General features: G+C 62.5%; 21 protein-coding genes and 2 tRNA genes. 7 read left to right on the top strand and 16 right to left on the bottom strand.

Annotated elements, in window-relative coordinates:
* Window positions 1-62 precede the first annotated feature (62 nt).
* From LB564_RS22795 to LB564_RS22775, 5 genes are all read right to left on the bottom strand, one after another.
* Window positions 63-1,220 carry an amino acid ABC transporter permease gene (locus tag LB564_RS22795; RefSeq protein ID WP_224541130.1) on the bottom strand — a complete coding sequence of 386 codons (1,158 nt, stop codon included), beginning with the start codon at window positions 1,218-1,220 and terminating at the stop codon, window positions 63-65.
* A gap of 4 nt (window positions 1,221-1,224) precedes the next feature.
* Window positions 1,225-2,412 carry an amino acid ABC transporter permease gene (locus LB564_RS22790; protein WP_140707211.1) on the bottom strand — a complete coding sequence of 396 codons (1,188 nt, stop codon included), beginning with the start codon at window positions 2,410-2,412 and terminating at the stop codon, window positions 1,225-1,227.
* A 62-nt stretch (window positions 2,413-2,474) separates the two neighbouring features.
* Window positions 2,475-3,503: an amino acid ABC transporter substrate-binding protein gene (locus LB564_RS22785; RefSeq protein WP_140707213.1), complete on the bottom strand. Its 1,029-nt coding sequence runs from the start codon at window positions 3,501-3,503 to the stop codon at window positions 2,475-2,477.
* 436 nt (window positions 3,504-3,939) lie between these two features.
* Window positions 3,940-4,824 (bottom strand): DUF2182 domain-containing protein, encoded by an 885-nt coding sequence (locus LB564_RS22780; RefSeq protein WP_224541128.1) that lies wholly within the window; start codon window positions 4,822-4,824, stop codon window positions 3,940-3,942.
* A gap of 9 nt (window positions 4,825-4,833) precedes the next feature.
* Window positions 4,834-5,469, bottom strand: a complete 636-nt coding sequence (locus LB564_RS22775) for a DUF1326 domain-containing protein (RefSeq protein WP_140707217.1) — start codon at window positions 5,467-5,469, stop codon at window positions 4,834-4,836.
* A 346-nt stretch (window positions 5,470-5,815) separates the two neighbouring features.
* Here LB564_RS22775 and LB564_RS22770 point away from each other — a divergent pair, with 346 nt between their 5' ends.
* A complete protein-coding gene (locus LB564_RS22770) occupies window positions 5,816-7,003 on the top strand; it encodes a cystathionine beta-lyase (protein WP_224541126.1) in 1,188 nt (395 codons plus the stop codon).
* A gap of 207 nt (window positions 7,004-7,210) precedes the next feature.
* The gene (locus tag LB564_RS22765; RefSeq protein ID WP_140707220.1) at window positions 7,211-8,290 is read left to right on the top strand and encodes an HPP family protein; all 1,080 of its coding nucleotides are present in this window, start codon (window positions 7,211-7,213) and stop codon (window positions 8,288-8,290) included.
* An 88-nt stretch (window positions 8,291-8,378) separates the two neighbouring features.
* Here LB564_RS22765 and LB564_RS22760 read toward each other — a convergent pair whose 3' ends face one another.
* Window positions 8,379-9,275, bottom strand: a complete 897-nt coding sequence (locus tag LB564_RS22760) for a crotonase/enoyl-CoA hydratase family protein (protein ID WP_224541124.1) — start codon at window positions 9,273-9,275, stop codon at window positions 8,379-8,381.
* 84 nt (window positions 9,276-9,359) lie between these two features.
* On the opposite strand from LB564_RS22760, the gene LB564_RS22755 reads away from it, so the two are divergent.
* Complete coding sequence (locus LB564_RS22755) at window positions 9,360-9,953, top strand: TetR/AcrR family transcriptional regulator (RefSeq protein ID WP_224541123.1); 594 nt, start codon at window positions 9,360-9,362, stop codon at window positions 9,951-9,953.
* Between the two features lie 121 nt (window positions 9,954-10,074).
* Here LB564_RS22755 and LB564_RS22750 read toward each other — a convergent pair whose 3' ends face one another.
* From LB564_RS22750 to LB564_RS22725, 6 genes are all read right to left on the bottom strand, one after another.
* Window positions 10,075-11,301 (bottom strand): anion transporter, encoded by a 1,227-nt coding sequence (locus LB564_RS22750; RefSeq protein WP_224541121.1) that lies wholly within the window; start codon window positions 11,299-11,301, stop codon window positions 10,075-10,077.
* A gap of 143 nt (window positions 11,302-11,444) precedes the next feature.
* Window positions 11,445-12,404, bottom strand: coding sequence for a glycosyltransferase family 4 protein (locus LB564_RS22745; protein WP_224541119.1), 960 nt, complete (start codon window positions 12,402-12,404; stop codon window positions 11,445-11,447).
* Between the two features lie 231 nt (window positions 12,405-12,635).
* Window positions 12,636-13,598: a glycosyltransferase family 4 protein gene (locus LB564_RS22740; RefSeq protein ID WP_224541117.1), complete on the bottom strand. Its 963-nt coding sequence runs from the start codon at window positions 13,596-13,598 to the stop codon at window positions 12,636-12,638.
* A gap of 184 nt (window positions 13,599-13,782) precedes the next feature.
* Window positions 13,783-14,571, bottom strand: a complete 789-nt coding sequence (locus LB564_RS22735) for a GGDEF domain-containing protein (RefSeq protein WP_140707228.1) — start codon at window positions 14,569-14,571, stop codon at window positions 13,783-13,785.
* Between the two features lie 198 nt (window positions 14,572-14,769).
* Window positions 14,770-14,988, bottom strand: a complete 219-nt coding sequence (locus LB564_RS22730) for a hypothetical protein (protein ID WP_224541115.1) — start codon at window positions 14,986-14,988, stop codon at window positions 14,770-14,772.
* A gap of 1,194 nt (window positions 14,989-16,182) precedes the next feature.
* Complete coding sequence (locus tag LB564_RS22725; RefSeq protein WP_224541114.1) at window positions 16,183-16,524, bottom strand: ArsR/SmtB family transcription factor; 342 nt, start codon at window positions 16,522-16,524, stop codon at window positions 16,183-16,185.
* 290 nt (window positions 16,525-16,814) lie between these two features.
* On the opposite strand from LB564_RS22725, the gene LB564_RS22720 reads away from it, so the two are divergent.
* Window positions 16,815-17,240 (top strand): hypothetical protein, encoded by a 426-nt coding sequence (locus LB564_RS22720; protein WP_224541112.1) that lies wholly within the window; start codon window positions 16,815-16,817, stop codon window positions 17,238-17,240.
* A gap of 720 nt (window positions 17,241-17,960) precedes the next feature.
* Here LB564_RS22720 and LB564_RS22715 read toward each other — a convergent pair.
* Window positions 17,961-18,037 (bottom strand) — tRNA-Arg (locus LB564_RS22715).
* A gap of 44 nt (window positions 18,038-18,081) precedes the next feature.
* Complete coding sequence (locus LB564_RS22710) at window positions 18,082-18,387, bottom strand: ETC complex I subunit (RefSeq protein ID WP_127276639.1); 306 nt, start codon at window positions 18,385-18,387, stop codon at window positions 18,082-18,084.
* 124 nt (window positions 18,388-18,511) lie between these two features.
* On the opposite strand from LB564_RS22710, the gene LB564_RS22705 reads away from it, so the two are divergent.
* Window positions 18,512-18,588, top strand: a tRNA-Pro gene (locus LB564_RS22705).
* Between the two features lie 21 nt (window positions 18,589-18,609).
* On the opposite strand, the gene LB564_RS22700 is transcribed toward LB564_RS22705, so the two are convergent.
* Entirely contained in the window at window positions 18,610-19,476 is an 867-nt protein-coding gene (locus LB564_RS22700; RefSeq protein ID WP_224541110.1) for an NAD(P)H-binding protein, read from the bottom strand.
* A gap of 125 nt (window positions 19,477-19,601) precedes the next feature.
* On the opposite strand from LB564_RS22700, the gene LB564_RS22695 reads away from it, so the two are divergent.
* Together LB564_RS22695 and LB564_RS22690 are read left to right on the top strand one after the other, a co-directional pair.
* On the top strand, window positions 19,602-20,504 hold the full coding sequence (locus tag LB564_RS22695) for a LysR family transcriptional regulator (protein ID WP_224541108.1): 903 nt from the start codon (window positions 19,602-19,604) through the stop codon (window positions 20,502-20,504).
* Window positions 20,505-20,610: 106 nt separating this feature from the next.
* A complete protein-coding gene (locus tag LB564_RS22690) occupies window positions 20,611-20,871 on the top strand; it encodes a hypothetical protein (protein WP_224541106.1) in 261 nt (86 codons plus the stop codon).
* A gap of 192 nt (window positions 20,872-21,063) precedes the next feature.
* Here LB564_RS22690 and hdaA read toward each other — a convergent pair whose 3' ends face one another.
* Window positions 21,064-21,768 carry a DnaA regulatory inactivator HdaA gene (gene hdaA, locus LB564_RS22685; protein WP_140707336.1) on the bottom strand — a complete coding sequence of 235 codons (705 nt, stop codon included), beginning with the start codon at window positions 21,766-21,768 and terminating at the stop codon, window positions 21,064-21,066.

Here is a 21,768-nt window from a genome sequence, read left to right as displayed (position 1 = left end):
TATCGTTGAATTTGATGCATGTCGTTATCCCAAAACCGCTACACACTTTTGGGCGACATGCATCAGCGTCTGTAACCGGTGTCGAGCCGGCGTTCGGTGTACATTGAATAGCGCGACATGCCGAAGCAGAACAGCCAGAACACGAAGGCGGCGAAGACAAGGCCGGACTTCGCGGTCTGCGCGGTTGCCCAATTGGCATCGGAGAAGTTCTGCTTGACGATGCCGAGCAGGTCGAACATCGAGATGATGAGGACCAGGCTGGTGTCCTTGAACATGCCGATGAAGGTGTTGACGATGCCGGGAATGACCAGCTTCAGCGCCTGCGGCAGCACGATCAGCCCCATCTTCTGCCAATAGCCGAGGCCGAGCGAATCGGCGCCTTCATACTGGCCTTTCGGGATCGCCTGCAGGCCGCCGCGCACCACTTCGGCCATGTAGGCGGCGGCAAACAGCGACACACCGATCAGCGCCCTCAGATACTTGTCGAAGGTGACACTGGCCGGCAGGAACAGCGGCAGCATGACGCTGACGAAGAACAGCACCGTGATCAGCGGTATGCCGCGCACGGCTTCGATGAAGATCACGCACAGCATTTTGATGATCGGCATCTTCGAGCGCCGGCCGAGTGCCAGCACGGTGCCCAGCGGCAGCGACACGGCAATGCCGACGAAGGACAGGCTGAGCGTGATCAGCAGCCCGCCCCAGCGCGAGGTTTCGACATGCGGCAAGCCGAATACGCCGCCGACCAGCAGGAAGAAGGAAACGACCGGCAGCACCAGGAAAAGCAGGATCGCGTTCAACCCCTTGCGCGGCACGCGTGGCATCAGCATCGGCACCAGCAGCGCGACGAACAGGATGGCGACCAGGATCGGCCGCCAGCGCTCCTCGACCGGATAGGTTCCAAACATGAACTGGCCGAACTTGGCGTTGACGAAAGCCCAGCAGGCGCCGCTCCAGCCGTCGGGCTGAATGCCGCCCTGCGCGACGGTGGCGCAGACCGTGCGGTCCGGCCCGGTCCACTGTGCGTTGATGAACGCCCAGTTGATGACTTGCGGCAGAACCCAAGCGACGATGACGATGCCCAGGATGGTGAGAATCGTGTCGCCGACCGAACCGATCAGGTTCCTGCGCACCCAAGCGACGGGACCGCTGACGCTCGCCGGCGCGGGCTGCGCCAGCGCCATTTCGGTGCGCACCCAGGACATATCGTGTTCCTGCATGGTCCTACCTCTCCACCAGCGCCATTCTGGCGTTGACCACGTTCATGACGGCCGAGGTCACCAGGCTGAGTATGAGATAAGCGATCATCATGATCAGCACGCCCTCGACCGCTTGTCCGGTCTGGTTCAGAACCGTGCCGGCGGTCGCCGTCAGGTCGGGATAGCCGATGGCGATCGCCAGCGAGGAGTTCTTGGTCAGGTTGAGATACTGGCTGGTCAGCGGCGGAATGACGATGCGCATGGCCTGCGGCACCACGACCAGCCGCAGGATCGATCCGGACCGCAGTCCAAGCGCGGCGGCCGCCTCGGTCTGCCCCTTGCTGACGCCCCTGATGCCGGCGCGCACGATTTCGGCGATGAACGCCGCCGTGTAGCAGGACAACGCCAGATAGAGCGACAGGAACTCTGGCTTGACCTGAAAGCCGCCGGTCAGGTTGAAGGTCGACTGCTTCGGCAGATCGAAGCTCAATGGAAAGCCGCTCAGCACGTAGGCCAGCAGCGGCAGGCCGACGATCAGCGCGGCGGAAGTCCAGAACACGGGAAATTGCTGGCCTGTCGCCATCTGCCGCTGACGCGCGGTGCGGGCGACGAACCAGGCCATGGCGATGCCGACAATGAGCGCAACCAGGATCAGCCAGGAGCCCTCGCCCCAGACGGCGCGCGGAAAATAAAAGCCGCGCTGGTTCAGGAAGGATCCGAACGGCAGATGATAGGAGTCGCGCGGCGCCGGCAGCACGGCGAGCACGCCCGAATACCAGAAGAAGATGACCAGCAGCGGCGGGATGTTGCGGAAAATCTCGACATAGACCGTGCAGATCTTCTGGATCAGCCAATTCTGCGACAGCCGCCCGATGCCGATGACGAAGCCGATGATGGTGGCGGTGATGATGCCGGCGACGGCAACGATGATGGTGTTGATGAGGCCGACGACGATGGCGCGGCCATAGGTCGAATCCGATGTGTAGGCGATCGGCGTGTCGGAGATGTCGAAGCCGGCGCGCCCCTTGAGGAAGCCGAAACCGGAGGCGATGTGCAGGCGCTGCAGATTGTCGATGACGTTCTGCACGATCCACCAGACGGAGCCGAACAGCACGATAACGACCAGCGTCTGGAAGAACAGACCGCGTATTCTCGGGTCATTGACGAAGGAGCCGCGGCTCGGCTCCTCGCGTAGAATTTCCTGCGATGCCATTTCACGTCCCCTGTGAAAGAGAAACCGGAAGGCAGGTGCCTGCCTTCCGGATCACATTTCGATCAGCGGATCGGCGGAGCGTATTGCAGGCCGCCCTTGGTCCACAGCGCATTGATGCCACGGGCGATCTTGAGCGGGCTGCCCGAACCGACGTTGCGGTCAAACATCTCGCCGTAATTGCCGGTGGCCTTGACGATGTTGACCACCCAGTCGTTGGAGACGCCGAGATCGGTGCCGATCTTGGTGTCGGCTTCCTGACCGAGCACGCGCTTGATCTCCGGGCTGGCGGAGTTCTTCATCTCGTCGACATTGGCCTTGGTAATGCCGAGTTCCTCGGCGTCGAGCAGTGCGAAATAGGTCCACTTGACGATGTGGTACCACTGGTCGTCGCCCTGGCGGACGGCGGGTCCGAGCGGCTCCTTGGAGATGATCTCGGGCAGCACGACGTGATCGGCCGGCGAGCCGAGCGTCAGGCGAATGCCGTAGAGGCCCGACTGGTCGGTGGTGTAGACGTCGCAGCGGCCGGCATCATAGGCGGCGTTGACCTCTTCCAGCTTCTCGAAGACGACTGGATTGTATTCCATCTTGTTCGCCTTGAAGTAGTCGGCGAGGTTGAGCTCGGTGGTGGTGCCGCTCTGCACGCAGACGGCGGCGCCCGAAAGCTGCAGTGCCGAATTGACGCCCGGCAGCTTCTTGGCGTTGATCATGAAACCCTGGCCGTCATAGTAGGTGACGCCGATGAAATTCAAGCCAAGCGCGGTGTCGCGGTTGATGGTCCAGGTGGTGTTGCGCGACAGGATATCGACCTCGCCCGACTGCAGCGCGGTGAAGCGTTCCTTGGCGCTGAGCGGCGTGAACTTGACCTTGGTGCCGTCACCGAAGACGGCGGCCGCGACGGCGCGGCAGAAATCGGCGTCGATGCCTTGCCAATCACCCTTGTCGTCGGGTGCCGAGAAGCCGGCCAAACCGGTCGAGACACCGCACTGGATGAAGCCCTTCGCCTTGACAGTGTCGAGCGTGCCGGCCGAAGCGGCCGACGCCATCAATCCAAGCGTGGCGGCGCCAAGAATGCCGATAGCAATATGTTTCATGACCCACAGACCCTTTTCTGTTTTCAGGCAAAACCCTGATCTTTTTCTCCCGTGTGAACGCAGCTCCCATCCCGGCCCATTCCCGAAACCCCGCATCGCAAATCGACGCGCCGCCTAGCATTCACGAACAGCATCGAAGGCGATAATTCCTGTGAGGTCAAGGAAAATGACCGAAACCGAACCCGTTTGAAAATCGATAGCCGGAAATGCCTGAATTGCAGACGGACGCGCCCCCGATTTAATCGGAAGCGCGAATTAAATCGGCAAAGCTCATTTGACGCAAAGGCGGGTCGCGGCGATGAAATCCGTCATCAGAAATACCTCCACGTTACTGAAGTGGGCGCGCATTGAATTGACGTACCGGAAGGTCGCCGTCTGACCGTTACCAGGCGATTGCCGGACAATATTGCTTGCGGACAAAAGCCGGTGCCCACGCTCAAAGCGGAGGAAAGACGAGCCAGACGCCGACCGCGGCCATCAATGCGCCGGAGAGGCGCGGGATCAATTGCCCGGTCGGGATCATCTTCTCCAGGAGAACGAGCATGGCGATGCCGGCGATCCACAGGACGTTCATGACACCGCCGACGAACAGCAGGGCCATCAGCGCCCAGCAGCAGCCGAGACAATAGGCGCCGTGATCGATGCCGAGCCGAAGCGCGCCGGGCGCGGTGGTGCGGAACCCACCGTGGCTGGCCAGGAACGCGATCGGCGCCTGACATTGGCGCAGGCAAACGCCCTTGATCGGTGCCCATTGATAGAGGCCGGCGGCGATCAGGACGAGGCCTCCGAGGACCGCGCTGTCGGTCGCCATCGAGGCATTGAGCAAAGCGAAATGGGCGAGCAGCCATTGCGCACCGGTCGCCACGATGCTGAAGGCGACCCAGACGACGAGATAGCCGGTAAAAAACCACGCCGTCGAAGCGATGGGGCGGCCATCCGCCAGCGCCTTGCGGCCGACGCCGGCATAGAGCAGCAGCATCGGCGCGACCGAAGGCGTCATCATGCCGACCATCATCACCGCCCACATCGTGAAAATGAAAGCGAAATCGGCCGTTGCCCAGGCCCGCAAACCCGGCTCCATGGCGGCGCCCATATCCATGCCGCCCATGTCATTGCCGCTCATGTCCTTGCCGCTCATGTTCGACATGTCCATCCCTGCCATGTCGCCCGCCGCGCTATCCGAGGCGGGATTAACAGGCATGACCATGTCGGCGGCGAGCCACAAGACATAGGCCCAGGCGAGCACGGTGATCACGACGAGCGCGGCCGTCACGACCGCGCGGTCGCGCCGCAGCACCGCCTCGAGAGCCGTGTCGCCCATTGCGTCAGGTCAATGCACGACGCCGCTCTGCGTGAGATGCAGATTGGCGAAATGGCTGTGCGTGTCGGCCACCTCGAACTTGATCGGCCCCGTCGCCTTGGTCCAGCCGCGCCCAATCTCGGCGATCGCGTATTCGAAGCCATGCGGCAAGTCGATGCGCGCCCGGTGCTCGGCGCCGGTAACGGGGTTCTTGATCGGCTCGCCATGGCCGTCGGTTACGCCCTTGACGTGCAGCCGGCCGGTTCGCGCGCCGACGTCGACCTCGAAATCGATCGCGGCGAAGATCGGATCGTGGAATTTTTCCAGCGTGGTCGAAAAGACCTGGAATATCGTCGCGCCCGGCTCGGTGTCCTGACCGCCCAGTATGCGAAGCAGGGCTTCACGCTGAGCTTCGCTGGCCCTCTCGTCGATAACCACCGCGGCCTGACCTCTGCCCTGGTGTATGGCGCCGGGCCAACTGAAAATGCCGACGAAGCGCAACCCGTCGAGCTTGGTGTCGCCATGATGGCCGGTTTCGATCTCCATGCCGGCGACGGCCTGGCAGAATCCGTATGTCGGCATGGCGTTGAACTGGCACGGGCAGCCATAGGCGCAATTGCAGTTGATGAATTCGCGCGCCTTCATTGTCCATTTGACGTCAGGCATGGCATTCCTCCCCTTGCCGCGCTCGGTGAGCGCGAACCCGGATCGGAGACCAGGAGGTAGCCGGCGAAGAACCATCCGGCGCATCTGATCGAGGCAATCCGGCGATTAGTATTAGGAATTGATTATATATCTTTCGCAGCCGGCTACAATAGGTTGCCCGGTTGATAACCGAGCTTCCGACGACGCCCGCGGCCGGTGGCTGGAAAGGTTCAGGATGTGATCACGGAGGTGTCTTTCAGCCCGGGAATTGGCATATTCGAAGTCCATTCCTGGCGGGCGGAGGGCTGTTGCACGGCCCACGAGGTCGCATTATGGCTAGCGCCTTGTCAAAACAAGGCGACCAAGAATGGCGAAAGACGGCGGCGAGCAGGGTTCCGGCAAGGTGGGCATCAACACGCTGCTTGCCCATTCAGGCAACAACCCGCATGACTATTTCGGCTTTGTCAACCCGCCGGTGGTGCATGCCTCGACCGTGCTGTTTCCCAATGCCGCGGCGATGGCGGCACGCAGCCAGAAATACACTTACGGCACGCGCGGCACGCCGACGACCGATGCCCTTACCCAGGCCATGGACGCGCTGGAAGGCTCGGCCGGCACGATCGCGGTGCCCTCGGGCCTGGCGGCGGTGACCATCCCGCTGCTCGCCTTCGTGTCGGCCGGCGACCATCTGCTGATCGTCGATTCCGTCTATCACCCGACGAGGAACTTCGCCGACACGATGCTGACGCGGTTGGGCGTCGAGGTCGAGTATTATGCGCCCGAAATCGGCGCCGGCATCGCGGCGTTGATCAAGCCGAACACCAAGGTCGTGTTCACCGAATCGCCGGCCTCCAACACGTTCGAGGTGCAGGACATCCCGGCGATCGCGAAGGCGGCGCACTCAGCCGGCGCCATCGTCATGATGGACAACACCTGGGCCACGCCGCTCTATTTCCGGCCGCTCGACCACGGTGTCGACATCTCTATCCACGCGGCGACGAAATATCCGGCCGGCCATTCCGACGTGCTGCTCGGTACCGTCTCCGCCAATGAGGCCTGCTGGAAGCAGCTCTACGAGAGCTTTTGCACTCTGGGCTGCTGCGCGGGTCCCGACGACGTCTATCAGGTGCTGCGTGGCCTGCGCACGATGGGCGTACGCCTCGACCATCATCAGCGCAGCGCGTTGGCCATCGCGTCGTGGCTGGAAGGCCAGAAGGGCGTGGCGCGGGTGCTGCACCCCGCCCTGCCCAGCCATCCGGACCACGATCTCTGGAAGCGCGACTTTTGCGGTTCGAGCGGCATCTTTTCCATCGTGCTTGCCGGCGGCGACCAGAAGCAGCAGCACGCCTTCCTCGATGCGCTGAAAATCTTCGGGCTCGGCTATTCCTGGGGCGGCTATGAGAGCCTCGCGGTGCCGGTATGGCTTGGCGACCGCGTCGTCGCGAAAGCCTCTTACGAGGGTCCGTTGATCCGCCTGCAGATCGGCCTCGAGGATGTCGACGACCTGAAGGCCGACATCATGCGCGGGCTGGCGGCAGCGGCACGCGCGGATTGATCTCAAACAGAGTCAGCAAAGGGCCGCAAGCCCTTGACGCTGATGACAAAGCGCAAGCCGCTGCGAGCACGCCGGCGAAGGCCGGCGCGCAATATTATTCTCTCACGTCATGACTTTGCGGATTTGTTTGACTTTCAAATCGGCGAATTCGGCTGCATTGCGTGCCGCACGCATTCTCGACAGATCCAGTCCTCGCAAAGTTTTCCAATGGCCTTTCGTCTTTTTGTCCCCATCCTTGCCGGCGCGACGCTGCGCGAACGCCTCCTGGCGTGTATCGGCGCCACGATCGGCATTGCGCTGACCGGGGTGATCAGCGGGCTGGCGATGGGCGGCGGGCCTCATGTGGCCCTGCTGGTCGCCCCGATGGGCGCGTCGGCCGTGCTTCTGTTTGCCGTCCCCGCGAGCCCGCTGGCGCAGCCCTGGTCGATCATCGGCGGCAATTCGATATCGGCGCTGGTCGGCGTGACCGTCGCGCATTTCATCCATGACCCGGTGGTGGCATCGGGTCTCGCGGTGGCGCTCGCCATCGCCGCGATGTCGTTCACGCGCTGCCTGCATCCACCAGGCGGTGCAGCCGCGCTGACGGCGGTGCTTGGCGGACCGGCCGTCATCAGCGCGGGCTTCCTGTTTCCGTTCGTGCCGGTGGCCCTGAATTCGACCATCCTGGTCGCGTTGGGTTTCCTTTTCCACAAGCTGGCGCGGCGCAACTATCCGCATGTCGCCGCTCCCGCCGCGAACAGCCACGGCACCGCCGATCCCCCGGTGCAGCAGCGCGCCGGCTTCCGGCCCGAGGACATCGATGCCGCGCTGACGGCGCTCGATGAAACCTTCGACATCGACCGTGACGACCTCGAAAGGCTGCTGCGGCAGGTTGAGTTGCAGGCCATGGTACGCTCGCACCGGACGCTGTTGTGCGAGGACATCATGTCGCGCGACGTGGTTTCGGTGGCCGAGCAAGCCTCGGCCGACGCGGCACGCCAGCAACTGCTCGATCACAATATCCGCACCTTGCCGGTGGTCGACGCGGATGCGCGGCTGGTCGGCGCGGTGGGCCTGCGCGAGCTGACGAAAGCCACGGACACGGTGAAGGGCGTGATGGCGAAAGCCGGCACCGCCTCGCCCGAGACACCGGCGATGAGCCTGCTTCCGATGCTGACCGATGGCCGCAGCCATGCCGTGGTCATCGTCGACGCAGAGCGGCGCATTCTTGGCCTAATCACGCAGACCGACCTTTTGGCGGCGGCCGCGCGCGTGCAGACGGCGGACAAGGGATTGGCCGCGGCCTAGAATAGCGAGCCTGGATCGATCCTGCCGATCCGGAACCTTTGGACGCCTATGTCAGCGCCTTCGCCAATCCGGCGGCGGCAAGCATCGACTATTTCCGCCGCTTCCCTCCCAATATGAAGGGACGCTTGCTGGTGGCGCCGTGATCCAGGGCCGAGGAGGCCCGCCGTGCCTCATCGGGTCGCGCGACATGCGTCCACGAACCGTCGTGTCCGGGCCTCTGTCTGCTGATCCAGGTATCCAGCGCCTCGCGCAAATCGGCTGTCGGGGCCATGCGGGCGAACTGCTCTGCCTCGACCAGCAAGCCTTCGGCAATGCTGTGATTGAGCCCGCGCGCCACCGCCGCAAGGATCGCCGCGACCGCCAGCCCGGAGTGCCGAAGGATCCGCCTGGCCAGATTGAAAGCAGCCGGCATCAGATCGTCATGGGCAACCACCTGGTTGACGAGGCCAAGTTCGAGGGCCCGCGGTGGCGGGAACCAGTCGCCGGTCAAGAGAAGTTCGAGCGCGCGCTTGCGCCCGGCGAGCCTGGGCAGGCGTTGCGTACCGCCGAAGGTCGGCGGCATTGCGAGGTTGATCTCCGGTTTGGCGAACAGCGCGCGCTCGCTGGCGATCGCCAGCGGCACGGCCTCGGTGATCTCGCAGCCGCCGCCGAAGGCAATCCCGTTGACGGCTGCGATGACAGGCTTGCGAAAGGCTTCCAGCCTTGCCGTCAGCCGCTGTCCGCGCATGACGAAGTCGCGCAGCGCGACGTCGGTGCCCAGCGCCACGCTGGCCGAGAACTCCCCGATGTCGGCGCCCGCCGAGAAGGCTCGCTCTCCCGCTCCCGTCAGAATGACCGCGCGGATGCCATCGTCGACTTCGATATCGTCGAGGATCGCGAGCAAGCGGTCGATCAGGGCATAGTTCAACGCGTTCAGCTTTTCCGGCCGGTTGAGGGACAGGACGGCAATGCCATCGCTGGCTTGGTTCAGGACAAGATCGGTCATTTGGCTTCCTTCCAGCATGTTGACGAGATGGAAGGTACGCCGTTCGCGCCTTGTGTATATTCACTAGTCGGTATACTTAGACCCATGCCAGAAGCACAAAGCCCCACCCGCAACCGCATCGTCGATGCCGCCACCAGGTTGTTCTACGCGGAAGGGATCGGCCGTGTCAGTGTCGACGCCGTCGCCGAGGAAGCGGGCCTCACCAAGCGGACGCTCTACTACCACTTCAAGAGCAAGGACGACCTCATCGCGGCCTATCTCGACGGCCGCGATCAGCCCAATCTGAAACGGATGGCCGGCTGGTTCGAGGCCGGACAAGGCGGCGTGGACAAAAAGGTCGAAGCCATCTTCACCAATCTGGCCCGCGCCACGCGCCATCCGAAATGGAAGGGGTGCGGCTTCCTGCGCACCGCCGCCGAACTTGCCTCGATGCCTGGACACCCGGCGGTCAAGGCCGGGGCGCGGCACAAAATTAACTTCGAGACATGGCTGGGCACGGAATTGTCCGGGCACGATATCGAGGAGCCGCGGGCACTGGCCCGCGAAATCGTGCTGCTGATAGACGGCTGCTTTTCAATCATGCTGATCCATCGCAATCCCGACTACGTCGAAGCCGCGGGGCAAGCCGCGGCGACGCTGGTCAGGGCGCGGATGTCGGTCAGCCAGGTCCAGGGCTAGAGCAATTCCAGGAAAAGTGTGAAAGGGTTTTCCCGGGAGAAGCGCGTAGCGCTTCCCCTTGGGATTGCGTAAAAACAAAGAGTTAGAGCCGTTCGGCGATTCCGTGAAATGCGGAACGGCTCTAGGCCCCGAACGCCAGCCATGCCGTGCCGGCCAGGAGCGTGATCAGCGTCAGTGGCAGACCGACCTTGAAGAAAGCGCCAAACGAAAGCTGCGTGCCCGAGGCACGCGCCTGTTCGGCAACGATCAGGTTGGCGACCGAGCCGAGCAGCGTGAAGTTACCGGCGAGCGTCGAACTCATCGCCACGACCAGCCAGGCGCGCTCGGGGTTTTCCAGGCCGGGTAAGAATGGCCTGAGCGCCAGCACGGCCGGAACATTGCTCATGATGTTGGACAGCACGGCGGTGAAACCAGACAGCCTCCAGACGTCGTCGAGCCCGATGTTCTTGGCCGAGGCGATCATGTCCGGCGTCAGCAGCGTCTTTTCGGCGCCGGCAACCACCACGAACAGACCGGCGAACATGAACAGCAGCGGCCCGTCGATCTCGCGATAGATGCGTTCCGGCTTTATGGCGCGGGTGAGCAGCAGGATGGCGCCGCCGATGAGCGCCGCCTTGGCCACGGGAACGCCGGCGAAGAAGGCGATTGCCAGTCCTATGCAGACGACCACCGCCTTCAGCACCTGGCCGCGATGCATGCGGCCACGCGAGACATGCGGCGTCAGTTCGCCGTTGCGCGTGAATTCGGCGCGGTAGACGATGCGCACGATGACGATGACCGCGACGAGGCCGAACAGAGCGACCGGCGCCAGCGCGGCCGAAAAGGCCGGATAGGAAATGCCCGACAATGCGCCGATGACCATGTTCTGCGGATTGCCGGTGATGGTGGCGACGCTGCCGCAGTTCGAAGCGGTGGCGGTGGCGATCAGATAGGGGATCGGGTTGCGGTTGATGACGCGGGTGACGTGGACGACGATCGGCGCCATGACCAGGCAGATGGCGTCGTTGACCAGGAAGGCCGACAGCACGCCGGTCAGAAGCGTCACCATCACCAGCAGCATGAACGGTGCGTGCGCGTGCTCGATGGCGATGGCGCCGAGACCACGGAAAGCGCCCGACACCTTCAGATGCGCCACCACGATCATCATGCCGAGCAGAAGCGTGATGGTGTCGAAATTGATGGCGCGGTAGGCGTCCTCCATGCTGAGCGCGCCGATCGCGATCATCGCCGCGCCGCCAAGCAGCGCAATGCCGGCCCGGTCGAGCCGCAAGCCGGGGATGCGGCCGATGGCGACGCCGGCGTAAGTCAGGACCAGGATCAGCAGTGCCGCCGCGCCCATCAGTGTCATCGGTAGAAGCCCTGCTCGATCTGTTGCGCACCGATGCCGGCCGCCCGTGATTCACGTGATGCCAGCTTTAGCCCGATGTCGGGATCGATGCCAAATGTGGATTGTTGGCCGCGAGGATCTGGCAGGCCAGACGGCCGACGCCGCTACCGCCGGTAGAAATCCAGCCGTTCCTGCAACGCCTGCGGCGAAAACAGCTGCTCGACGGTCTGCCGCGCCTTGCGACCAACAGTCGCCCGCAGCCCCGGATCGGCTTTGAGGTTCGCAAGAATCCTCGCCGCCTGTTGCGACGTTTCAAACAGGAAGCCGTTTTCACCATGGCGGATATGGTCGACGTAACCGCCATGCGAATGACAGACCACCGGCAGGCCGCAGGCCATCGCCTCCAACACCACGCGGCCGAACGTCTCCACATGCGAGCCCGTGCGATAGTAGAACACGTCGAGCGTCGGCAGGAAATCTTCCGCCGCAAATTGCCCCACCGGCAGGAGTTCGAGCCCAGGATGCGGCGCAAGCTTGTCCTTGAGCTGCATCCCGCCCTGGATCTTCACCGCGACCCCATCGGCCAGCAAGGCCTCGTAAAGCGCGACATCTTCGGCGTTGTGCTTGTCCGGTGTGTCACGGCTCATCCGTCCTATCGTGAACGGACCATCCGGCCGTGGCCGTGATGAAAACAGCCCGATATCGATCGGCGATGGATGCACGACGCCGTCGGCCCGCAACAGGCGTTTCTGAAAATCGGAGACGAGCACCAGCTCGGCTGCTGGCCAACCCAGCATGGCGGGCATGCGCGTCGTCAATGCCATGACTTTGGGATGGAAGGTGCTGAAATCGTAGATCAGCCGCCGCGGGCGCGGGATCAGGTAAGGCCACATCTTGTTGCGCCAATGCGCGCCTATGAAGACGTAAGTGCCGCCGTCCGGAACCCGTCGTGTCAGCGGCGATACGCGGCGAATCGGAAATTGGCGCGTCCATTCGTCCGACGCCCTGGACGACGCCGCCCAAAGACGCGCCTCTGCCTCGCCGCCGAGCAGCCGATAGAGTTCGAGAGTCTTGCGGTCACTGCCACCAAATCGATCCTGGAAGCCATTGAACAGGTGGATCATGCGCCTTCGCGCTCGCCTGGCTTGGCCATCTTTTGCCCCTAGAACAAAGTCCCGCAGCCGCACGCCGGCTCAGGACACCCCAACGCATGAGAAATAGGGACATCCCTGGAAATCGCCATAGCGGTGAGAGGAATAATTAGAATTCACGCATGTTTTAGGCCGCCGTTTTGCGTGGCATCCGAGAACGCCGTCGCACGGACGGTGAACGACGACCGGAACGATCAGACGATGCTACCCTCGGTAGAAGGTCAGCCGCTCTCGTTGGGCCTGCGGCGAAAACAGCTTTTCGACGGTTTGGCGTGCCCTGTCGCCGACTGCGGTCCGTAGCCCCGGGTCAATCTTGAGCTCGGCCAGGATCCGCGTTGCCTGTTGCGTCGTTTCGAAAAGAAAACCGTTTTCACCATGGCTGATGTGATCGGCGTAGCCGCCATGCGCATGGCACACGACCGGCAAGCCGCAAGCCATCGCCTCGAACACCACACGGCCGAATGTCTCCACATGCGAGCCGGTGCGATAATAGAAGACGTCGAGTGTCGGCAGAAACCGTTCGGCGGCAAATTCACCTTGCGGCAGGAGTTCGAGCTGCGAATGCGGCGCGAGCCTGTCCTTGAGCGGCATGCCGCCCTGAATCCGCACCGCGGCGCCATCGGCCAGCAATGCTTCATAGAGCGCCACATCGTCGGCATGATGCTTGTCCGCCGTGTCACGGCTCAACCGCCCCACCGTGAACGGACGATTCGTCCCTGCCGGTCGTGGCGAGAAGCGCTCAATGTCGATCGGCGAAGGATGGACGACGCCTTCGACTTGCAGCACGCGCCTCTGAAAGTCGGAGATCAGCACCAGTTCGGCAGCTGGCCAGCCCAGCAGCCGCTGTCTGCGCGTCGTCAGCGCCATGACCTTGGGATGAAAGGTGTTGAAGACATAGATCAGCCGGCGCGGCCGCGCGATCAGATAAGGCCACAGCTTGTTGCGCCAATGCGCGCCAAGAAAGACATAGGTGCCGCCATCCGGCACATTGCGTGTTGCCGGCGAGACGCGGCGTATCGGAAATTCCCGCATCAAGTCTTTGGACGCGCGTGACGAGGTTGCCCAGAGATGCACCCGCGAATCGGCGCTCAACAGCCGATACAACTCCAGCGTCTCGCGCTCGCTGCCGCCAAACGGGTTCTGAAAGCCGTTGAACAAATGGATCATGGTTGCGGTGCTTACCGAGCTCTACCTGGACGTCTCGCCATTCAGTTGCCCGCACCCAAGGGCCGTAGCCGAATATTTCCGGCGACGCCTCATACATCACTTGCGCTGAGAAAGCATAGAGGCAAGCAAGCGTCCGCTGAGTGCCAAGGCAGCGGCCAGTATCAGCCTGTTGCAGTCCTATCCCTCAATGCACGGTGGCGGCGCTGGGCTGAGACACCAGCGAGGCTTCCGCCGGATCGAAGCTGACCTGATCGCGTCCGTTCGACTTAGCGGCATAAAGCCTTCTGTCGGCGGCGGAGAATATCGCCTCGTAGGTGGTCGGCCCGCTGAAGCTGGTGCCGCCGATGCTGACGGAAAGCGGACAGGAGAGGCCGCCGGGCGAAAAGTCCATTTCGCGAATCCGTCGGCGGATGCTTTCTGCGATCAGCCAGGATTGCGAGGGGTCGACACCCGGCAGAAACACGCCGAACTCCTCACCACCGATCCGGCCGACGATGTCGCTGCCGCGCAGCTGACCCTTGATCGCCTGCGCGATCAGTCTGAGCGCCTGGTCGCCGCAGTCGTGGCCCAGGCGGTCGTTGATCGCCTTGAAGTGGTCGGCGTCGATGATCAGCAGCGCGCCGGAACGGGTCTCTTCGGGCTTGCGGGTCTGCTCGAGATAGGCCTCGACCAGCATCGAGAAGGCGCCGCGGTTCAGCACCGCCGTCAGGCTGTCGGTCGCGGCGATGACGCTGAGGTCGCGCTGGGCAATGGCCAGCTGACGGATCTTCCACATCAGGAAAAACAGAAACGAGCCACCCAGCACGAGGGGCAGCAGCAGGTCGGTCAGTTGCGCGCGCCTGACAGCCTCGGGCGAAAGATAGGGGAAATTGAACGAATCGACGAAAAACGCCACCGCAATGAAGAATGCCGTGCCGGCGGCGGTGACGGCGATCACCCTGCCCCAGCTGGTCGGCGACAGGTCCAGCTTCATCCTCTTCCACTCCGTTAGCGGCCCCTACTATGACGCGCCAACGCAAACAAAATGATAAGACTTTTCTTCCAATTCGAGATCGGGTGGCGGAAAGACGATGAGGAAATGCGAGCGGGGCACGATCGCTGACAGGCGGCCGTGCCCCGATGATGGAAGCGGATTTGTTCAGCGGATTTTCGAATAACGAAAATTCTGAAGTCAGTTGGACGCCGGACCAACCGCCTCGACCACGAAGGATGCCGCGATCAGATCGTCGGCATCGAGTCGCAAGGAACCGTCGCCAGCCCCCATGATGGTGGCGACCTTGTGAAATGTTTTCATCTCGTGGCCCGAAATTTCGGCATTCTGCATACGTTCCCTGAGTTCGGCGATACGCCGCCCCAAGGCAGGGGACGTTCCAATTTCACGTTTCGACATGGCTTATCCTTCCCAACCCGCGCTTGTTTGCCCCACCTCCTTCGCCGAACCGCACATGTCTTTATGAGGTCTTTATATGAGGCTTGACGAATACAACGCCCCCGAACGTGTAGTTTTGGCCAAGGTTCCAACGGGGCCAGATCACGAAATAATTCCAAGCGAGCCACGCGTGGGTCTGGCCCCGTGTGGCTTTCGTTACCTGCCGTGGCAGCACTGGTGGGAAAGGGTGAAATAAGTGACCGCATCGGCTCATGCGTTTGAAATCGAGGCGCGCTGGAATTGTGCCCCACCTCGGCACTCTGGATCATGTTTCCCCACCGGATGGCTATTTCGACTCCACGCCCGGCTCAGGCTCAATGGCGATCGTGTCGCCATCCCCATGCACGGCGTCACGGTCCCAATCGTTGGTTTTGTCAGGTGTTCTGGCAACCGCCTTTCGGGCATCCCTGTCTTTGTCCCTGCGGGGCTTTGGGCCTGGTATGTCACGTGACGACTTCGGTTCCACATGGGCCTCCTTTGGTTCTCCAGCCAGAAACAGGGTCGGGAGGATTGGGTTCCAAAACAGCCCGCTGCCTCGGGCGGCGGCTGCCATTTGGCTAGGAGTGAGCGCGACATCTCCACGCTGCGGAGACGACAGGCTCACCGAGAAGTGAATTCGCGCCGCGGCACACGCCAGATGTCAGCCTCGGCCGCGCGCATCCGGGAGAACGAAGAGGGGTGAAAAGTGTAACCTATATCTCCGGTATAAACCGTAACCCATGTGCCCGGAACGGACCCTTGAAATTATGGCGATCCCGACAGGATTCGAACCTGTGACCATCGGCTTAGAAGGCCGAAAGAGCGAAGGTTTCTCGACAACGTTCCAACTTCGGGCACAAGGCGAGGGCTTCGTCTTCCAAAAGTAGCGCGATCATATCAGCTAGGGCACCTCACCCTATCAAGCGAAGGCTCTGATATCGACAGGGGATCGGAACCTGGGTTTACCTGGCCCGCTTAGGCCAAGCATTCCTACTCTTTTAGCACTGGCACCGAAGGACCGGGACCAAGGGCCGTGACAGCCGAGAGACGTTCGCGCTTCACCAGTTCAGGCTTTCGTATGTCTTCTTCATGGGACCCCCGTTTGCCCTCAATGGGCAGAAACTGCCCTGTCCATGCGAATACTGTCAAGGGCATCAAAACGGCTCGATATCATCGCTATCGAGAAACATGCGCGGCCCGGTGGGATGCCTTTGGCCTGAGATCGCCAAAGGTGTCCTCCAAGAAGGCCAACAACTGGCGCACGGCGGGCGAATCGCAGGAGTAGTATATCCACTGGCTTTCCCGCCGGGTGCTCACCAGTCCGGCCCTACGCAGCTTGGCCAGATTTTGGGAGAGCGCCGCTTGGGTGTGGTTGCTACCTACCTTCTCCAACAGTTCGTTTACTGACTGTTCCCCATCGAGCAAATGAGCCAAGACCAACAGCCTGGTCGGGTTGCCAACTGCCTCAAGGAATTCACAAGCTTGAACGCATCTGCCCTTGGAGGTTTTCGAAACCATATGCGCCGATCTAGTCCGTCCGGTCCCTCACCCTTGGCCTGTACCGCTAAAGATCGAGAGCCCGTCACCCTGGCGGAGCGGTGGCGGGCTCTCCAATATACGCCCGATTGAGGGAACGACCGAGCTGCTCAACAACTTCGTCAGCAAAGGTCAGTTCCACAAAAAAACCCGCCGGCCGGAGCCAGCGGGCTGGTTTTATGGGACTGGCAAATTAAGTCAGCATCGGGATCTGGCTGGTTGGCACCGTAGCAGTCACTGCACTGAGGCGCTCGCGTTTTGCGAAGGTCGGCTTGGCATATGTCTTCTTCAGGCGTGACGCGAAGCCACGGCAAACGACGGCCAAGGTTTCGGCGACTTTTTGCGCCTTTATTTTTGGAACATGTGTGCAAAATCGAGGTTGGCCTATCAGTTCGCAATCAAGCGACGGTAGGAGAATAGAGATGGTAAGAGTTCTCGCGGCAGCAATGTTGACCTTGGGGTTGCTTGGCGGGGCGATGGCGCAGTCCAACGGTTCGGGCAACGGTGCCAGCGGTGGTACCAATGGTGCCAGCGGCGGAGCCACCAACAGCGGCAACACCAATGCAGGCACCACAAACGCTAGTGGTTCCGGTGATCAATCGGGCGCACCGGACAAGTGCAAGACGGGCGCCAACGGCACCACAACGACCACCGATGGCACAACGACCAAGCAGGAAGCGGCCAACTGCCCGAAGTGATCCTGCCCGATCGACGCGTTGAAGCCCCGGCCATCGAGCCGGGGTTTTTGCATAGAAAAAAGCCCGCTGTCCTTGGGGAGCAGCGGGCAGGGTCTGGAGTGTGCTCGGATCAACCAGCATAGGTCAACGGGTGGCGGGCCGGTTGGTGTCACCGTCAATTCACGTGCTGTTTGTCCCGTTGGTCGAAGTCCCTGCCACATCACAGTGGGCAACAGCTTTCACATCACGCTCTGGGTTGAAAAGCACACCTACTTCTTCGGTGTATACAGAGACGGTTGGAAGGACCAACCCGCATGTTGCACTTTTTCAAATGGACGACGGACGATGGAAATCCCTGCGAACAAGGGTGGAAATAGGGTCCACGTCTACGAAGAGGTGCCCACGGATTTGGCTTGGCGTAAGCCCGACCTCGTCGGGGTTATGACGCTCCGCGTGAAGTAGTGGCCGTTGCGAACGAGCGGCGAAGGGGTTGGTTGCGGGCCGGGCGGTGCGAAATATTGTTAGTGTACATCCGGCTTTTGAGTCGATTATTTCGGCAAAGGTTATTTTGCGTAAAGATCAACGGCGTGCTCGAAAGGCACTATCTGGCCGACGATCAGCAGGCTTCCGACGCGGTGATTTTGCGCATGGAGCGGAACACCAAACGAACAAAGCCTGTAAACGGATTGTAAACGGCTATGTTTTCGCCCCTGTCCATGCTATCTAAGATGTTGAAAAGATTGGCGATCCCGACAGGATTCGAACCTGTGACCATCGGCTTAGAAGGCCGGTGCTCTATCCAGCTGAGCTACGGGACCGTCGGCCGGCCAACGGCCGGCTGGATATTGGCGCTGGCCGAAGTTCAATGCGTCCAGGGCGTCCTGCGGTCATAGCGGAAATTCTCCGCATAGGAAATCTGGCGGCGCTTGGGTTCTTTCGGCTCCTCGACGCGGAAGGCAAGCCCTTCCTTTTCGGCGTAGGCCACGGCCTCTTCCTTGGTGCCGAAAGTGAGCCTGATCTGGCTCCTCATGTCGCCCGATGTCGTGTAGCCCATCAGAGGGTCGATCTTCTTGCGCATCTCGGGATCGAATTCCAGCACCCAATGGCCGGTCTTGGCCTTGCCGGACTGCATCGCGGTTTTGGCTGGGCTGAAAATGCGCGCGGACATGGCCACCTCATTGTTGTGCAAGGCGGCATCGCCGCCCCTGGGCCGTCATTACTGCGCATTGGCACCGGCGGCAAGGTTTTTGCACTTGCCATGTAACACCGAAATGAATAGGCAACAGACCGTTCGGAGTGTAGCGCAGGCTGGTAGCGCATCTGGTTTGGGACCAGAGGGTCGGGAGTTCGAATCTCTCCACTCCGACCATCCTTTCATATCTCACGCGATCTAGGCGCCCTCGCCGGCCACGAGAGCCGCAACCACGGCCGCCATGCTTGTGCTGCCCTTGATCGTCCTCGCTTCGTCGGGGAATGCAATCCAGCCCTCGTTGAAGCCGTCGAGCATGCGCATGCGGGGCAGCGGATTGTTCATGCCTTGCGAACGGAAAAGCACTTCCCAGGTTTCGCGCGGCACCGGCACGGCGCGCACCGGTTTGCCGAGCGCCGTGGCGAAAGCGGCGGCAAGGTCTTGGGGCGATACGCGGCTCGGCCCTTCCAGTTCGACGATGCGACTGCCGGTCCAGTGCTGGCGCATGAGTTCGGCCGCCAGCCGGCCGACATCCTGCGCCGCGACCATGGGCAAGGCCCTGTCGGTCGGCAGGAGGAAGCTGTGGATGAGACCCGTCTCGCGAGCCGAGGTTATGTCCCAAGCTGCATTGTCCAGGAACCAGGCCGGCCGCAGGATGGCGAGCGGCATTGGCAGCACGGTCAGCGCTGCCTCCATCATCGTGCGCTGCGACAGCAGATTGTCCTGGACCGCGTCGGCGCCGACTGTCGACAGGCAGACGACCCTCCTGGGTTTCGCGGCCCGCAGCGCCGCCACGACACTGTCGATGACGGCTCGCGCTTCAGGATAGCCGGGCTCGGGATCGAACACCGGCGGCGGCAGGATGAACGCCGCCTCCGCGCCCTTGAACGCTTCCGTCAGCGCCTCCGCGTCCTCCATGGCGGCGATCGCGACTTCACAGCCGAGCGCCGCCCATTGCTGGCCTTTGGCGGCGTCGCGCACGACGGCGCGCACGCGCTCACCGGCGGCAAGCAGGGCCCGCGCCAGCGCGCCGCCGACTTTGCCGGTAGTGCCAGTAATTGCGTACATGATCCGTCTCCATCTCTGCCGCGTCTCGGGCGATGCGGGATGGCGGATCTCTAGCGCGGCACTCACTGTTGCAGTGAGTGCCATTAAGTCATAAAATTGGTGATCTTAAATCAACGGTGACGGCCATGGCGTTCGATGGGCGCGTAATCTCCAATGTCGGCGTGCTGGCCGCGATCGCCGAGGGCGGAAGCTTTGCGAGAGCCGCGGACGCGCTCGGCCTGTCGCGATCCGGCGTCAGCCGCGCGGTTTCGCGTCTGGAGGCTCGCGTCGGGGTACGGCTGCTCGACCGGACGACAAGGGCGGTGGCGCTGACCGACGAGGGGCGTCGCCTATACGCCGAGGTCGCGCCGCTGCTGACAGGCATCGAAGACGCCGTGACGACGACCTCCGGCACCTCGATCGCCGTGCGTGGCCGGTTGCGGGTCAATGTCGATGCCTTCTTCTCACGCCAGCTGCTGGCGCCGCACATCGGCGCCTTCCTGGCGCTCTATCCCGACCTGTCGCTGGAACTGGTCACCCGGGACCAGTTGGGCGATCTGGTTGGCGAAGGGTTCGACATCGCTGTCCGCTTCGGCACGCCGCCCATGTCTTCGCTGGTGGCAAGGAAGCTCACCGAGACGCGCACGATCACGGTTGCCGCACCGGCCTATCTGAAGACACATGGCAATCCCACCGTTCCGTCCGACCTCCTCGACCACGCCTGCATCCAGGTTCGCGATTCGCTGACCGGCCAGCCGATCGAGGAGTGGCGGTTTCGGCGCGGCGATGAGGTCGTCGACGTCAGGACCACCGGCCGGCTTATGGTCGCCGAGTTCGGCACGATGCTTGGCGCCTGCCTCGACGCTGTCGGCATCGCCAGGATCAAGGCGATTGGCGTCCAGCCTCTCATCCAACAAGGCGCGCTGGTCGAAGTCCTGCCTGATTGGCACGGCGAGAGCTTTCCGCTCTACGCGCTCCACCCGTCGCGCCACCTGCCGCCGGCCAAGGTGCGCGCCTTCATCGACTTCGTGCAGTCGCATCTGGATTGAGCGAACATCGAAGGGGTTTGGGCCAATTTCAGGCTCGCTTCCCTCGCCATTGCCGGCTTAAACTCCGGCAAACGGGGGATTTGCGGTGCTTGGGATCGATGCTTGGGTGTCGCTGTTCGGGCCGGCCTATTTTGCCTATGCGGGCGTGACGGTTCCCTTCATGGTGACGTGGGCGATCGCCTGCGCGGCCTTGGCGATGTGGAACAATCGCGAGAGCCACAGGCAAGCCAGGCTCGCCCCGGGCATGGCCGCTTCCCGTTCCTGGCCTGCCAGCATCGGGATTTTTGTGGTGGTCGCGGCCTGCTATATCGCCGCGCACTCAGCCGTCTATCTGTTGGTCCGGCATTTCGTCAGAATGTGGCTGTGATCGGCCGCAAGTGGAGGCAAGCTCGCCGGGCGAGAACCCCAACCACCTCATTCCCGGCGAGCCTACAACCTGGTTTGGAACGCAACCAGGACCGGGGTCAGCCGGCAAGCTCTCGCTGCAAAACGTGTGCCAGTCGTTATTTCCCGAAATGGGACGGCGGTTGCTGGGCCGCCAGCTGAACATCGAGGCACTCTAGATCTCGAATTCGCCCTGCCCCTCGTCCATGGCGTTGACGGTTTCGGCGGCCAGCGTCCTCGTGATCGGCATCTTGCGCTCCAGCGCGGTGCGGTCCAGGCGCTCCACCACACGCATCGCGGTTGCCAGCGAACGCTCGATGCGCCGCACCAGGTACTGCACGACATGCGGCTCGACCTCGACCTGACGGTCGGCGAACAGCTTGGTGATGACGCCGGCGAGCAGGAGATCGTCGGGTTCGTGGATCTCGACGGTCGCCGCCGCCTTCAGCCGCGAGGCCAGATCGGGCAGCGAAACGCCCCAGGCCGACGGAAAGCGTCGCGCCGTCAGTAGCAGCGTCGAGCCGGCACCGCGCACGGCATTGATCAAATGGAACAGCCCTTGCTCGTCGACCGCGCCGATATCGATATCGTCGATCAGCGCCGGCCGCGCACCGAGATTGGCGATGGCGTCGCCCATGCGCCCGGCGTCTACGGCCACCGCTTTGGCGCGGGCGCGCCAGATCGAGGCCAGATGCGTTTTGCCAGAACCGGCGGGGCCTGCCAGCACCACCACCGGTGCTGGCCAATCCGGCCAGCGATCGACCAGTGCGGCGGCCTGGTTGTTAGTGCCGGAGACGACCAGTTCGTCGCGCGAGTAGCCAGTGCCATGGCCGAGATCGAGCGGCAGCTGGCGCGGCGGATCGGTTCGCTGGGCGGTCAC

The sequence above is a fragment of the Mesorhizobium sp. ES1-6 genome (genome assembly GCF_020164775.1).
Lineage (GTDB): Bacteria > Pseudomonadota > Alphaproteobacteria > Rhizobiales > Rhizobiaceae > Mesorhizobium.
This window is presented reverse-complemented; position numbering and strand designations above follow the sequence as displayed.